The sequence below is a fragment of the Embleya scabrispora DSM 41855 genome, from assembly GCF_000372745.1.
In the GTDB taxonomy this organism is placed as follows: Bacteria; Actinomycetota; Actinomycetes; order Streptomycetales; family Streptomycetaceae; genus Embleya; species Embleya scabrispora.
Map to the genome: position 1 here is coordinate 33,174 of NZ_KB889692.1, position 14,229 is coordinate 47,402.

Annotated in this window: 11 protein-coding genes, 1 tRNA gene and 1 pseudogene; 8 read left to right on the plus strand and 5 right to left on the minus strand. The window is 67.4% G+C overall.

From position 1 onward, the window contains the following. Positions 1–81 precede the first annotated feature (81 nt). The 7 genes and pseudogenes from A3IC_RS0135785 (at position 82) to A3IC_RS0135815 (ending at position 7,112) form a co-directional block, all read left to right on the plus strand. On the plus strand, positions 82–3,033 hold the full coding sequence (locus A3IC_RS0135785) for a DEAD/DEAH box helicase (protein WP_020554895.1): 2,952 nt from the start codon (positions 82–84) through the stop codon (positions 3,031–3,033). After that, complete coding sequence (locus A3IC_RS0135790; RefSeq protein WP_020554896.1) at positions 3,030–4,334, plus strand: SWIM zinc finger family protein; 1,305 nt, start codon at positions 3,030–3,032, stop codon at positions 4,332–4,334. The genes A3IC_RS0135785 and A3IC_RS0135790 overlap by 4 nt, the downstream gene beginning before the upstream one ends. 33 nt (positions 4,335–4,367) lie before the next feature. Next, a pseudogene (locus A3IC_RS58430) lies at positions 4,368–4,598 on the plus strand (type II toxin-antitoxin system Phd/YefM family antitoxin); the annotation flags it as partial. Between the two features lie 10 nt (positions 4,599–4,608). Further along, positions 4,609–4,869, plus strand: coding sequence for a Txe/YoeB family addiction module toxin (locus A3IC_RS0135800; protein WP_020554898.1), 261 nt, complete (start codon positions 4,609–4,611; stop codon positions 4,867–4,869). Positions 4,870–5,415: 546 nt separating this feature from the next. Next, positions 5,416–6,054 (plus strand): DUF433 domain-containing protein, encoded by a 639-nt coding sequence (locus A3IC_RS0135805; protein WP_020554899.1) that lies wholly within the window; start codon positions 5,416–5,418, stop codon positions 6,052–6,054. Beyond that, on the plus strand, positions 6,051–6,500 hold the full coding sequence (locus A3IC_RS0135810; protein WP_020554900.1) for a DUF5615 family PIN-like protein: 450 nt from the start codon (positions 6,051–6,053) through the stop codon (positions 6,498–6,500). The genes A3IC_RS0135805 and A3IC_RS0135810 overlap by 4 nt, the downstream gene beginning before the upstream one ends. Before the next feature lie 237 nt (positions 6,501–6,737). Continuing rightward, positions 6,738–7,112, plus strand: a complete 375-nt coding sequence (locus A3IC_RS0135815; protein ID WP_158696218.1) for a site-specific integrase — start codon at positions 6,738–6,740, stop codon at positions 7,110–7,112. A gap of 147 nt (positions 7,113–7,259) precedes the next feature. Here A3IC_RS0135815 and A3IC_RS69090 read toward each other — a convergent pair whose 3' ends face one another. From A3IC_RS69090 to A3IC_RS0135850, 5 genes are all read right to left on the minus strand, one after another. Beyond that, positions 7,260–7,943, minus strand: a complete 684-nt coding sequence (locus A3IC_RS69090) for a hypothetical protein (protein ID WP_158696219.1) — start codon at positions 7,941–7,943, stop codon at positions 7,260–7,262. A 203-nt stretch (positions 7,944–8,146) separates the two neighbouring features. Beyond that, positions 8,147–10,354 carry a hypothetical protein gene (locus A3IC_RS63100; RefSeq protein ID WP_205353586.1) on the minus strand — a complete coding sequence of 736 codons (2,208 nt, stop codon included), beginning with the start codon at positions 10,352–10,354 and terminating at the stop codon, positions 8,147–8,149. 649 nt (positions 10,355–11,003) lie between these two features. Then, a complete protein-coding gene (locus A3IC_RS0135835; RefSeq protein WP_026219124.1) occupies positions 11,004–11,525 on the minus strand; it encodes a hypothetical protein in 522 nt (173 codons plus the stop codon). A 656-nt stretch (positions 11,526–12,181) separates the two neighbouring features. Next, positions 12,182–12,255: transfer RNA gene (locus A3IC_RS0135845), tRNA-Pro, on the minus strand. Between the two features lie 49 nt (positions 12,256–12,304). Next, positions 12,305–13,237, minus strand: coding sequence for a metallophosphoesterase (locus tag A3IC_RS0135850; protein WP_026219125.1), 933 nt, complete (start codon positions 13,235–13,237; stop codon positions 12,305–12,307). 314 nt (positions 13,238–13,551) lie between these two features. Here A3IC_RS0135850 and A3IC_RS0135855 point away from each other — a divergent pair, with 314 nt between their 5' ends. Further along, positions 13,552–14,007: a GatB/YqeY domain-containing protein gene (locus A3IC_RS0135855; RefSeq protein ID WP_020554908.1), complete on the plus strand. Its 456-nt coding sequence runs from the start codon at positions 13,552–13,554 to the stop codon at positions 14,005–14,007. Positions 14,008–14,229: the final 222 nt, after the last annotated feature.

The following is a 14,229-nucleotide window of genomic DNA, read 5'->3' on the forward strand; positions in this document are numbered from 1 at the left end:
CACGTCCTGTCCACCTGTGTGGATAGCCTTGGCCTGCCGAGGGTTCGCGCGGGTTCCGCGCCGTCCCGACATAGCTGTGGAGTGGGTGTGGTGGCGAAGATCTACCCGTCGGCGGAGTTCGCGAGCGTACGCCTGGCCGAGTCCGGCGGGCCGGCCGCGTCCGGGGCGGCCACTGCGGACCGGGAGCGACTGCTTGCTTTGTTGTCCGAACTCGCCGCAGGCGAGGCGGTGTTTCTTCCCGCGGACCCGCCCCGGTCGGGCCGGGTGGCGTTCTGGACGTTCGGCGGCGAGCCGCCGGACCTCGGGATGGAACCCGAGGAACTCACCGTGGTGCGACCGCGCGGCTCGTCCGTGAGCCGGGCCCGGGTGGCCGCCGTGCTGCTGCCGGTGGAGCAGGCGTTGCCGCTGCTGACCCGCTGCCGGGCGCTCGGTGTGCACGGCGGCGGGCGGGTGTCGGCCGGAACCGCGTTCTGGGGTGCGGCGGCCCTGCACGGTCTGGACCTGCTGGCCCGGGGCCGGGTGCTGCCCGGGGTGTCACCGGAGGGCTTCGACGCGTGGCGGGTCGGCCCGCTGGACGCCGACGACCATGAGCGGCTGGGTGGCTTGGCCGCGGCCATGCCTCCCGAGGCCCGCGCGGTCGCGGTCCCGAGGCTTTCCCCACTTGCCCTCCCGCCGGCCGAGCCGTTGCTACGGGCCTTTCTGGATGCCGTGGCCGATTCCCTCACGCGACCTCCCGCCGCCCGCAAGGTGGCCGGCGGACCGGCGTTCGCGGTTCGAGCGCCGCAGTCCGTGCCCGGGCAGCGCGCCTGGGCGGCGGAGGTCGCCGCCGGCCGCGACGCCGGTCTGGCGGTGTCGCTGCGGCTGGAACTGGGTCGGGCGGACTCCTTCCGCGCCGTGGTCCAACTACGCAGCCTGAGCGATCCCACCGTGCTCGCCGACGCCGCGGACCTGTGGTCCGGCCGGGCCTTCGCCCCTGAACTGTTCGGCCCACGGGCTCAAGTGGACACATTGCTGACGCTGCGCCGGGCCGCGCGTGCCTGGCCCCCGGCCGCGCGGCTGCTGGAGACAGCCGCCCCGACCGGCCTGGAGCTGTCCGACGAGGAAGCCCGGGCGTTGCTGGGTGAGGCAGCCGAGAGCCTTGCCGCGGCCGGCGTCGCCGTGCACTGGCCCAAGGAGCTGGTCCGCGAGCTGACCGCCGCCGGGGTCCTGGAACCCGCCCGCCGCAAGGGGACGCGGTCCTCGGCCGAGTCCTTCCTGTCCCCCGGCGGGCTGTCGGAGTTCCGCTGGCGGGTCGCGCTCGGAGACCGGGAACTCACCGAGGAGGAGGTGGAACGGCTGGTCCAGGCGCACCGGCCGATCGTGCGGCTGCGCGACCAGTGGGTGGTCGTGGACCCGGAGTTGGTTCGCCGCCTGCGCCGGGCCGCGCAATCCGGGACACCGTCGCTGACCGCGATCGACGCGCTGGGCGCCGCGCTGACCGGCGGCGTCGAGGTGGACGGCGAACGGGTGGCGGTCACCGCGAGCGGTGCGCTGGAGGAGCTGCGGTCCCGGATCGCCGACCCCGAAGCCCGCGCCGCGCGCGAGCCTCAGGGACCCCCGAAGGCTCTGCTCGCGACCCTGCGTGACTACCAACTGCGCGGCCTGAACTGGCTGCACCGGATGACCTCACTCGGCCTCGGCGGCTGCCTCGCCGACGACATGGGCCTGGGCAAGACCGTCACCCTCATCGCACTCCACCTGCGCCGCCAGGAACGAAAGGCCACCGCCGGCCCGACCCTGGTGGTCTGTCCCGCCTCCCTGCTCGGCAACTGGGAGCGCGAGATCCGGCGCTTCGCACCGGCCACCCCGGTACGCCGCTTCCACGGCCCCGGCCGCGACCTGGACGGGCTCGGCACGGGAGCCGAGGGCGGCTTCGTCCTGACCACCTACGGGACCATGCGCCGCGACGCCGAACGCCTGGCGAACCAGCCCTGGGGCCTGCTCGTCGCCGACGAGGCGCAGCACGTCAAGAACCCGTACGCGCACACCGCTCGGGCGCTGCGCGAGATCCCCTCGCGGGGTCGGGTCGCGCTGACCGGCACCCCGGTCGAGAACAACCTGTCCGAGCTGTGGGCACTGCTCGACTGGACCACCCCCGGCTTGCTCGGCACGCTCACCTCCTTCCGCGAGCGCTACGCCAGGGCCGTCGAGGGCGACCGCGACGAGCAGGCCGCCAGGCGGTTGGCCGCGCTCGTTCGCCCCTTCCTGCTGCGCCGGCGCAAAGCCGACCCCGGCATCGCGCCCGAACTACCACCCAAGACCGAGACCGATCGGCCGGTGTCGCTGACGAAGGAACAGGTCTCGCTGTACGAGGCAGTGGTACGCGAACTCATGGCCGAGATCGAGGGGAAACAGGGCATCACCCGACGTGGTCTGGTGCTGAAACTGCTCACCGGTCTCAAGCAGGTCTGCAACCATCCCGCGCAGTTCCTGAAGGAACCGGCCGGCGCGAAGCTGCCGGGCCGCTCCGGGAAACTGGAACTCCTGGACGAACTCCTGGACACCGTCCTGGCGGAGCAGGGATCTGCCCTGGTTTTCACCCAGTACGTGGCCATGGGCCGGCTGATCGAGCGGCACTTGGCGGATCGCGGTGTGGACACCCTCTTCCTGCACGGAGGCACCACGGTCAAGCGCCGTGAGGAGATGGTCGACGCCTTTCAGCGCGGCGAGCAAAGGGTGTTCCTGCTGTCCCTCAAAGCCGCCGGGACCGGCCTGAACCTGACTCGGGCCGGACACGTCATCCACTACGACCGCTGGTGGAACCCGGCGGTGGAGGACCAAGCCACCGACCGTGCCTATCGGATCGGACAAACCCAGCCGGTACAGGTGCACAAACTGATCGCCGAGGGGACCGTGGAGGACCGGGTCGCGGAGATGTTGCGGCACAAGCGCGAACTGGCCGACTCGGTGCTGGATTCGGGCGAGGCGGCCTTCAGCGAACTCGGCGACGACGAACTGGCCGAACTGGTCGCGCTGCGAAGGACGGGACGATGACCAGGCGTACCGGGTCGGACCAGGAAGCCGTCCGCACCTTCGAGGCGTTCCCGCCCGCCAAGGGCAGTCGGGCGCCGTTCGCCGAGTCCTGGTGGGGCCGCGAATGGCTGCGCGCCCTGGAGGAGTCCTCCCTGGACTCCGGGCGCCTCCAGCGCGGCCGGACCTACGCGCGCGGCGGCGCGGTGGACCGGGTCACCATCACCCGCGGCATGGCCGCCGCCCCGGTGCACGGTAGCCGCCGCACCCCGTACCGCTCCACGGTTCGGGTCGAGCAGCTGACGGACCGGCAGTGGGACCGACTGCTCGACATGATCGCCGAGCGGGCCGCCAACATCGCCGCTCTCCTCGACGGCGAGATGCCCGCCGGACTCGCCGACGACGCCGCGGCCGCCGGCGTCCCGCTGCTGCCCGGTCCCCGCGACCTCGACCCCGAGTGCAGTTGCCCCGACTGGGGTTACCCCTGCAAACACGCCGCCGCCCTGTGCTATCAGGTCGCCCGACTGCTGGACCGCGACCCCTTCGTGCTGTTGCTCCTGCGGGGGCGCGGCGAGCGGGAGCTGATGGACGAGCTCGGCCGTCGCAACACCGCTCGCGCGGCGGCCGAAGCTGCGGCCGACGCCGTAAGCCCGGGCCGGGCCATACCCCCGGCCCGGGCCGCCGATCCGGCCGGACTCGCTTTCGCCTCCCGCACCGAACTGCCGCCCCTGCCGCCGCCGCCGTTGCCCGATCGGCCCGGTCGAGGCCCCACACTGGTGGACTCGGCGGTCCCGGAGCCCGGTGTGGACCCCGCCGCGCTCGAACTGCTCGCCGCCGACGCCGCGACGCGTGCCCGTCACCTGCTGGCCGCAGCCCTCGGCGAGCGGCACGCGGACAGCATCCCGCCTCTCCCGCTCACCGAATGGCAGGATGCCGTCCGCTTCGCGGCAGCCCACCCAACGCCGGAGGTCCTCGCTCGGATCTGCTCGAACTGCGGCTGTACACCCGGCGAACTCGCCGCCGCCACCCACGCGTGGCGGCACGGGGGCGCGGCATCCCTGGACGTCCTGGAGAACGACTGGACGCCACCCGTTGCCCGCCTGGAGCGCGACCGTGAGGCGCTGCGGGCGGACTGGCCCGACGGCAAGCCACCCCGACTCCGCTCCTGGCGCAACCGCTGGACCGTCGAGGGCCGAGCAGCCCAACTACGCCTGGGTCGGGACGGCCTGTGGTACCCGTACACCAAGGACGGAACCACCTGGTGTCCCGCCGGCCCACCCGACGCCGACCCCGCCATCGTCCTGAGCGCCCTCCTCGACCCCTGACGGCCTGGTCCCGGCGTCGATCGAGCATTTGGCCGCACCAGGAAAGCCGAGGTGCTTAATTCCGTCAACGACGACCGCGAAGAGGTTGTCATCACCCGAGCCGGACACGACCCGGTCGTCATCGTCTCCCTTGAGGACTACGAGTCCCTGAAGAAGGCGGCCTACCTGTTGCGAAGCCCGGCGAACGCCCGGCGTCTGCTCGCGTCCATCGACGAGTTGGAAAACGGCGGCGGCACCGTGCGTGAGCTGACGCCCGACGAATGAGGGCCGGCGCATGAAGATCACGTTCTCCTCCCGCGCCTGGGAGGACTACCTGTGGTGGCGGCTTCAGGACCACAGGACCCTGAAGCGCATCAATAAACTTATTACGGACATCTACCGGAATGGCAATGAGGGGATCGGCAAACCGGAACCGCTCAAGCACGGATTCCAGGGTTATTGGTCGCGCCGCATCAACGACGAGCACCGACTGATCTACAAGGCCACCGAGGACACCGTCCTGATCGCACAGTGCCGCTACAACTATGAGAACTGACGCGACCCGACCGGCCCGAGAGCCGGCCCGGTCGGCGGCCCGTTGATGAATGCCGCCGGCGACCAGCGTGCACCGTATTTTCGTGTAGCCAACGCACCAGAGGCCCTACCGGATTTCTCCGATAGGGCCTCTGACCTGCTGGTCGGGGTGGCGGGATTTGAACCCACGGCCTCTTCGTCCCGAATTCAAGGCAGGGTGGTTGCTGGAGTCATATGCGTAGGTCAGAGGTGGTGCCAGGTTCATTGACGGTCACTGCTGGCGGGCCTGGTTGCTGTACTTTGCTGCTGTACAGCAGGGCCCGCGTCGGCACTGCTACGAGGCAGGCTCTTGCGGCTGCACGCATCGTCCCGGCCGTGTTGCTTCCTCTCCGACCGCCGCTCGTGGCGATGTCCAACCCTTGCTGGGTTGGGGTCTCCGAGCGTGGACTGGATCCGAGGTCCGGGGCGGCTGGATTGTGGGTGCTCTGGGTATCTTCACTGGTCAGCGGTGCCGGCTATGAGAATGAAGTACCGTCGGTGGTTCGGTGGGACGGATAGGAGGAGCGCGGTGTCGTATGAGTCCAAGCTCGCTGCGGCCCTGTCCGGTGCCACGCTGCGGCAGTTGTCCCACTGGCGGCACGCTTCGGGTACGAAGGGTGCGCTTTTGGTACCGGAGATCTCTGACTCGCGCCCGATTCTGTACTCCTTCCGTGACGTTGTGGCGCTGCGGGCCTGCGTGAAGCTCCGCAAGGAGACGTCGCTGCAGAAGATCCGCAGGGCGGTGGACACGCTCCGCGGTGACCTGGGGGAACGCGAGCATCTGTCGTCTTACGCGCTGGTCGCCGACGCGGACACGATCTACCTCGTGGAACAGGAACAGGCAGTTGACCTGATCCGGGGCGGGAACTTGGTCATCCACCAGTTGGTGGATGTGCTCGCGCCTTTCTACAAGGACGGCCGGCACATTCCGGATCTGCTGAGACCGCGCGACCACGTTGCGGTAGACGCCGCGGTGCGTGGTGGCGAGCCAGTCATCGACGGCACGCGCATTCCGGCGGCGGAGGTAGCTGCTCTGGTGCGGGACGGTGTGCCTGCGGACCGGATCGGTGATTTCTACCCGGGCGTCACTGCCGCAGCTGCGCGCGATGCAGTTGACTTCAGTGACTACGTAGACAGCTACGACGGCTTCAGGCAGGTCGGGGCTTGAAGCTGCTGCTGGATGAGAACGTCCCCAGGCCCATGGCCGAGATCGTGCGCATCCTGCTGGCAGCGCACCAGGTTGTACACGTCCACGAGTTGGACGGTTGGGTCGGCACGAAGGACATCGAGCTGTATGCGAAGGCCAAGGCAGCGGGGTTCCACGCGATCATCACCAATGATGTGAAGCAGTTGAGCCGCGCCCTGGAGGTGGCGGCGATCGCGGAGTCGGGGCTTCACCGAATCCAGTACCGCCAGAACAACAAGCACGGCGGCTTGGTCGGTCTCGGGACCGCGATAGCCACTGTGTGTGCGGCGCTGCCGCACGCGATCGCCGAGCTTGAAACTGCAGATGGGCAGCGCCTGGTGTCGTTGACGGCTGTTGATCCCTCGCGCCACAATCGCCTCCAGGTCACCGATCCGAATGCGTCGCCCCCGAAGCATTGGCCCGCCTGACGGACTCTGTTGGGGGAGTCGGTGCCAATCTGACAACGTAGGTACGCGTCGCATGCCAGAATCCGTGCGTGCAGGAAGGGCGACGGCGTCGTCGTGAGGCTCCTGTCGCTCGTGGCTGCGCGGCCTGGGGCGGAAGGGAAGTGCGGCTCGGTTTGGCGGCGCGCGTACACCGTGACCAGATCCCGTTTGTCGCAATGCCGCAGCCTTGATGAGTGGGTGTCGCCGAGACCGGCAAACATGAGCCGAGCCGTCGAACTGCCCTGTACGGCGCCTAAGTTGATCCTGGTCCTTGGCCTGCGCAAGGGCGAAGTGCTCGGCTCGCGCTGGTCGGACGTCATGCTGGATCGAGGCGTGGTCCTCATCGAGCAGCAACTCCAGCGGGTGCGCCGCCGACTCCTGCAATCCCAGGTCCAGACGGACGCCTCGGAATCGGTCCTCCCGCTGCCGGACATGTGCCGCACAGTCCTGGTGCTGCGTCAGAAGAGCCGCGACGCCCATACGCTCGCTGCTCGCGAGCTGTGGACCGAGTCCGACCTCGGCTTCACCACGAAGTGCGGAACGCCCATCGAACCGCGCAACTTCAACCGACGCTTCAAGTTCCGCTGCGAGTAGGCCGGCGTATGGCTCATCCGCGTCCACGACACCCGCAAGACCTGCGGCACCCTCCTCAACCTCCGAGGCCCGATCGCGCTTTCCCGCTCGGGCCTCGGACCTGGACATAAGGGGGAAGCTCAAGCGGCTATCGCCGAGACGTTGATTTCACACCTGTTCCTCTGCGGCTTTGAAGAGTTCTTGGGCACGTTCCTCGTCGCCGTACACATGGACGGCCCTCGCAAGGATGGTCAGGAACTCCGTTCGGCCATCTTCTGAAAGGCCAACCACAAAGTCGTGCAGTAATTGGGCAACTACTACCCAACGAGCATGTGGCTGCCACTGCTGTACTTCTCGTACCAGATTCGTCAGGTCGGTCGCGGCAGGGAGCCCGCCGAGCCGCGGCCAATGCTCTGCAGAGCGTTCGAGCAGCGTGTAGAGGCGCGCGGAGGCCGGGTTGGCAAGGATCTCGCTGTTGAGGAATTCCGCGCGAGCTCGAACCTGTCTGCGGGCCAGTGCATCAAGTTCGTACTCCCGGCGAAGCCTGTCCTCCTCACGCGCGTACTCGTGACGCCTTTGGGACTCTTCACGTGCCCGCTGCAGGCGTAGCTGGGTTTCTTCACGTTCGTGTTCTTGGCGTTGCCGTGTCTCCTCGCGCGCGCACCCCTGGCGGATTCGCTCCGCCAAGAGTGCCGCTTCCTTCGTTGACTCGTCGACGAGGAGCTGGATGCGGCTCTCCAGCACCTCTATGCCGTTCTGGCGGATAGGAAGTGCGGCCTGCAATGCTGCTGTGACGTCGTGATTGGCAGCGTCCGGGCGTAGTACGTCACAAGTGATTGCTGCGTCGTCCACAACCTCCCGGACGAGACGGGCTGCTGCGTGTGGGTCGGCTGTGGTGGCATCGCATATGTGCCGCCATGTCACTTCTACCTGAACGGTGAACCGTAGTGTCGGGTCGCTGCTGGCCGGTCGGTCGGTGAACGCGAAGGTCCACGAGACCGGCTGGGGGGACTCCTCAACCGAGGCCGAGCGGCGTACCCAGGGCATGAATTGCCTCACGCGTCCCCGGATTCCTCGGTGTTGGAGTCGATCTTGACCGACATCTCCCGACGCTCCACTGCCGCGTACAAGTCCTCGTCAAGGCGGGCCCCCAATTCTCGTCGCAATGCCTCACGATCGGCAGAGAGGGGACGTCCCGTGCTATGAACCCAGCCGTGTGCGTAGCTCCGCAGAGTTTCGCGTAACGCGCGTCCCTCTGCCGTGCCCCTCACGTCCACAGCCTTCCGCAAGACGGTAAGCACCAACTCCATGAGGCGCGGACGTCGCAGAGCGGCGTCCAGCCATAGGAAGACGGCGGTTTCTGTCTCCTGAGAGCCGGTGGGCCCTGTCCCTTGGGCAAGCAACGTTCGCCAGCACGTGACCAGACCAGCCTCCGGCGGCCTGAAAGACTCGTCTCCGTTGGCGTCCGCTCGGTCAAGAATCATCGGTACGTCGTTGCTTTCAGGCCACGCGGTTGCCGCCAACGCAGCGAAGGTTCGGCATCCGACGGTGTTTCTGGTCTTCTCGGCGCCACACCACTCGACGATGGACGAGAAGAGCATTTCCCGCACCGAGTCATCTTTCCACAGGGTGCGCACAGCGCCCTGCAGGGCGGTTGCTACTTCCGGATAGTCCGACTGTGCGGCATGACGCAATCGCCGCAAGGCCTTACCGGTGTGCATACGACCGAACTTGCCCGTGCATACCAAGACGACGACCAACTGGAGGGCGGCTTCCTTGCGGGTCGCCCAAGACAGCAACATGCTCTGGACGTAGGAGGCACTGGCCGGATGGACGGCAGCGCTATCCACCAGATCGACCGCGAGCGGCCACAACCCCTTGGTGGCCTGCTCGTGCCACGCTCGGACGATTTCTTCCAGGGGTTCTTGGCGGCGCTGCCGGACTGCCCAACGGACGGCGAACATGCCGATCCGTTCTGCGAGCGCGCGTCGATCTTGCCGCTCGACGCTTTCCAGTGCCGCTTTCGGTTCGTCCAGTGGTGCCTGTGCCAACCATTGCAGGAAAGGAACGCGGGCGAGGGGCCGGTCAGTCCAGAAGTACTCAAGGGCGGCGTCGTCCCAATGTGGGCGTGTAAAGGTGAGTATCCCGTCGCTCGTGCGAACAGCTTTGATAGCACGGCTCATGGAGATGACGCCGGGCGCCTGTTGGCCGGTGACCGGGACCTCGTCCTTCTCGATCTGCTTGCTCAAATCTGCAGCTTTGGCATAGACGTGGCCCACAGAGGCGCCACGAAGTACGGAAGCAGCTACCAGGAAATTTCGCTGGAAGCTGGTGCGCCCAGGCTCTTCGTGCCACTCGTACAGCTCGTTCTCCCAGTTGCTGCGAGCAGCAACGACACTGTCGGCCTGTTCCGCGACAGCCACGCTTGTGTTCGCTTCCGCCTCGGTGCCACGCCGTTGTAGTTCCACGAGACCCGACGCTGCTTCAGCGATGGCTCGCACGGCAGTTCGGCGGGCCTCACGCATGAGCTCGACGATGCCCAGCACTTCGGTAGGGCTCTGTTCTCTCAGAAGAGCCTCAATCTTCGAGAGGTTGAGCCATTCGTCCACCGGGAAATTGGGGTCCTCTGCCTTCAGCCATCGGGCGGCAATGTCCGTCGGCCGTGCTTCACCAAGATCAGGTGCCACACCGTTCGGAGCACCGCGGCCGATGCGCCGCCACTGGTCGGGCGTCGTGATCACGACGAGTCGACTGTCGCGCTGCGTGAGATTTTCTTGGATGGAGACCAGGGTTGCGCCGAATGTTTCGCTGATTGCGAATCCCACTTCGTCGGGCGGAAGTTCGAGCACGTAGCCCCGCTGGCGCTCACGGGGGAGCCGTTTGACGGGAAAGTACTGCGATCCTCCGAACGAGAGGGGCCAGGCTTCCTTGATGACCCCGGCATCCAAAAGATGTGCCAGCAAGGCATGGGCGGTGATCATTCGACTTGTGCCCGGTGGTCGATTGAGTACGAGGATAGATCCGCTGGGTCGCAGTAACGAGCAGGCATCGCCAAAGGTACTTTGTTCGACTTCTTCGCCGCTCTGGTTTCTGTTCTTTCTTGTGTGCAGCTCGGCGTAGACCTTGCTTACGACGTCCAGGTATTCGGCTGTAATCGGGGCGTGGGTGTCGAGTGTCTGCTCGTATACGTTCTTCACGGCGATCATTTCGCCGTTATTGATCAGTGCCCCTTGGAGGAGGGTCGCATGGCGGACCTCCTCCACAGTGCCTGGGTCTGGCGTGTGTCGCCGTAGCACCGCACTCGAATGGATCGAGGGGGCGGGGTCAGCGTCATTGGAGTTGGGGGCGTCGGCAGCGGGCACGTCGTTACCGGTGGCGGGCCGGACGGTTGGCGGACCCGCGTCATGTGCGTGTGGGGCGTAGTAGTACTCCCACTCGGGCTGCGCCACAGACGGCCCCTCGCCGCGGTCAGGGGCCTGATGCTGCGGCTCCGAGTGCTCGAGTGTTTTCGGCCCCGTGCTCCAAGGGACGTCGTGCCCGGTTCCTTTGCTGCCATACGCGAATTTGCTGTTGGCTGTGAGATCTGCGGTTTGCGCCTCGGCTGGTGATGCTTCACCGGCGTCTTCCACACGCGTCGGTGCTATGGGACCGACTGCGGCGATGGGGCCGTTACTGGACCTCGCAGGTGTTTCGTGAGCCCAGGGGTCGGGCTCATCTGCGGGGGAGGACGAGGTTCGTGCTGAGTCCTTCTGTGGCAGGGCCCCGATCGCAGGGTCATTCGATGTCGGGAACGTTGCACTGTTGGCCGCAATCGGTGACGGTTGCTCGGCGTCTTGGTGTGCACGGTGGCCGTGCTCGTGATCATCGGTCGGCGCGCTGTCGGTTTCGAAGGTCATCGTGGTGTCGTCATCCTCAACCGATTGACCCTTCGATTTGTACGCCGATCAGTTCAGCCCCTGCCTCGTTTGTGTTGGTGCTCTGCACAACCCGAGCTTGGCCTGTTCCAGTGATGCGTTGCGCGAGCACGGCGATCTGCTTGCCTGAATTCGTGTTGGAGTGCTGGGACACCGTCGCGCTCGGCTGCGGGCGCTCCTCCTCCCCGACGGGCAACGTGCAGCCGTACACCTCTTCCAAGTCTCGCCGCAGACGACCAAGGAGATCGCGAAGTTCCTCATCGTCGCTGTGCAGCAGACCCGGGCGCGACATGTAGACGCGGAGCGCCCCCTGAGCCTGCGTGATCCGCTCGACGCGGCCATCGGTGAGTTCGGTGGGCCGCACCTGCAGTGCCTCTGCTTGCCCCGCCAAGCGCTCCGGCTCGTCGATCGGTACTCGTCCGGCTCGCCTATCGAGCACCGCGTTCGCGCGATCGAAGAGAAACCTGACTGCCTCACTCAGCATCGTTCCGGCGAGTACCGGAAATGCCAGTGCATCCATGTGTACTGCTCCCCCCTTTACGTTCCCGGTCCGGGGCACGCAGTGGAGCACACCCGACCGAGACACATGAGTGACTCACTGTACGGATGTGAACACGATACGGAAAGAGTCGATTTGGTCATGTGTGAGGAGGTGATGCTGAAGTGTCCGAGGCTCCGGTCAATGCAGGGCAACGGCCTGCAGATCTGCCCATTCGTCCTGATACGGGGGTTTCGGGCAGTCGCTCAGGGCCTGCTTGCGCCATCCATCCGGGCTGGTTTGTGTGGCGTATTTAGGGTCTTGCTCGACATCGGGTCGTGGTTGCCTGCGGTCCGTTTTGAGAACTCGGGGCTGCTGTTCAACGACGCCCTCGGTGCTCGAAGGAGTGACCAATGCCTGGGGTGACCCGACGTGCAATCGTCCTCTACGGATGCCCTGAACGGGCGGCCCCCTCGCCCACCTTGAGCCCTTGGGCGCCAGAAGTGAGGGCAGGGCAGGGCCGCCCCGAGGAGGGACGTTCGATGCCACACGCCTGATCTGCCGAATCAGGTCAAGTTCGCGGGACCTGGGCATCGGTTGAGGAAGGTCCGTGGTGGCCGAGGCGGTTGCTGTAGTTTGCTGCTGTACGCAACGCCAGAGGCCCCATCGGAATCATCCGATAGGGCCTCTGACCTGGGTCGGGGTGGCGGGATTTGAACCCACGGCCTCTTCGTCCCGAACGAAGCGCGCTACCAAGCTGCGCCACACCCCGATGCTGCGCGTTCAGCTTAGCGGTTCGGGGGCCTGAGGCGAAATCCGGTTTAGCGGGGGGTGGGGGCGGGGGTGCCGGCGGTGGATTGACGGGGGGTCAGGGTGAGGAGGGTGGCTTCGGGAGGGCAGGCGAAGCGGAATCTGGCGTAGCGGGAGGTGCCGCAGCCAGCGGAGACGTGGAGGTAGGCCTCGCGGTCCGCGGAGGTGTGCGTGGACAGGCCCTTGGCGCGCTTGCGGTCGAGGTCGCAGTTCGTGGTCAGCGCGCCGTAGAAGGGGACGCACACCTGGCCGCCGTGGGTGTGGCCGGCGATCACGAGGGGGTAGCCCTCGGCGGTGAAGGCGTCGAGGGCGCGCAGGTACGGGGCGTGGACGACGGCGAGTGAGATGTCCGCGGCCGGGTCGGGGCCGCCGGCGACCTGTTCGTAGCGGTCCCGGTCGATGTGCGGGTCGTCCAGGCCGACCAGTTCGATCTCCAGGCCGTCCACCTTGAGCCGGCCGCGCGCGTTGTTGAGGTTTTCCCAGCCCGCCGTGTCGAAGCCGTCGCGCAGGTCGGTCCACGGGTTCTCGCGGCCGAGCCGGCGGGTGCCGTCGTCACGGCGGAGGTAGCCGGTGGGGTCCTTGGGGCGAGGGCCGTAGTAGTCGTTGGACCCGAATACGTACGCTCCGGGCCGGCCGAGCAGCGGGCCGAGCGCGTCCAGCGTCTCGGGTACGGCGTCCGGATCCGAGAGGTTGTCGCCGGTGTTCAGCACGAAGTCCGGGTGCAGCGCGTCGAGCCGACGCAGCCACTCCTGTTTGCGGCGCTGGCCGGAGACCATGTGGATGTCGGACACCTGCAGGATCCGCACCGGCTGCGTCCCGCGTGGCAATACCGGCACCTCGACCCGGCGCAGGCGGAACGAACGAGCTTCGTAGGCCGCCGCATAGGTGAGGCAGGCGGCCCCGGTGACGGCAACGGCTAGGGGGAAGGCTGAACGCGGTCGCATCCCTCCATGCTGGCAGAGCCGGCCGGTCGTCGGCAGTCTCGACGTCGTACACGACCCCGCGGGGCGACGGGACGGATGATCGAGCCGACCTCGCAGCCGCCGACTTCGCAGCCGATCCCAGCCGACCTCACACGGCGGACGATCGACGTCGGATCGACCTCGCACTGCGGGTCTGCGCCCCTCGGTAACCCCCCGCTCCCGTGCGAATCAAACGCGCGACACCCGACCACACCGAGGTCCGGACGCGTCCCGACCGTGCCCGGCCCGGGTAATTGGGTACGGCCCGGCCGACCTCGGCTGCGACACTTGATCCCATGAGCCCCTTCAAGAGCCGTTTGCAGAGCGACCTCACCGAGGCCATCCGGTCCCGTGACGAACTGGTCTCCTCGACGCTGCGCCTCACCCTGACCGCGATCACCAATGAGGAGGTCGCGGGCAAGACCGCCCGCGAGCTGTCCGACGACGAGGTCCTCAAGGTCATCGTGCGCGAGGCGAAGAAGCGCCGGGAGGCCGCCGAAGCCTTCGAGAACGGCGGCCGGACCGAGTCCGCCGCGCGCGAGCGTGCCGAGGGCGAGGTCCTCGCGGCCTACCTGCCGGCGCAGCTGTCCGACGACGAGCTCAAGGTGATCGTCGCGGACGCCATCGCGCAGACCGGGGCGAGCGGTCCGCAGGCGATGGGCCAGGTGATGAAGGTGGTCCGGCCCAAGGTCGGCGACAAGGCCGAGGGTGGCCGGATCGCCGCCGAGATCAAGAGCCAGCTGGGCGTCTGACCCAACGTCGGCACACCCGGCCCCGACCCACCACCGGCGCGACCCCGGCCCGACGCCGGCCGCCCACCTCGGGCCATCGCGGCCGGCTACCGGCCCACATCGGCCGTCCCGGCCGACCCGGCCAACACCCACAACGCCGATGGCGGTGCCCCCCAAACAACAGGGGAGCACCGCCATCAGCGTTCACCACAAGCCCCGGTCGACCCGGCCCCACCACCCGTC

Bases quoted from the DNA above. Each gene is read 5' to 3' on its own strand.
- A3IC_RS0135790 (WP_020554896.1), top strand. From the start codon at position 3,030: ATGACCAGGCGTACCGGGTCGGACCAGGAAGCCGTCCGCACCTTCGAG.
- A3IC_RS0135800 (WP_020554898.1), top strand. From the start codon at position 4,609: ATGAAGATCACGTTCTCCTCCCGCGCCTGGGAGGACTACCTGTGGTGG.
- A3IC_RS0135815 (WP_158696218.1), top strand. From the start codon at position 6,738: ATGAGCCGAGCCGTCGAACTGCCCTGTACGGCGCCTAAGTTGATCCTG.
- A3IC_RS0135835 (WP_026219124.1), bottom strand. From the start codon at position 11,525: ATGGATGCACTGGCATTTCCGGTACTCGCCGGAACGATGCTGAGTGAG.
- A3IC_RS0135850 (WP_026219125.1), bottom strand. From the start codon at position 13,237: ATGCGACCGCGTTCAGCCTTCCCCCTAGCCGTTGCCGTCACCGGGGCC.
- A3IC_RS0135855 (WP_020554908.1), top strand. From the start codon at position 13,552: ATGAGCCCCTTCAAGAGCCGTTTGCAGAGCGACCTCACCGAGGCCATC.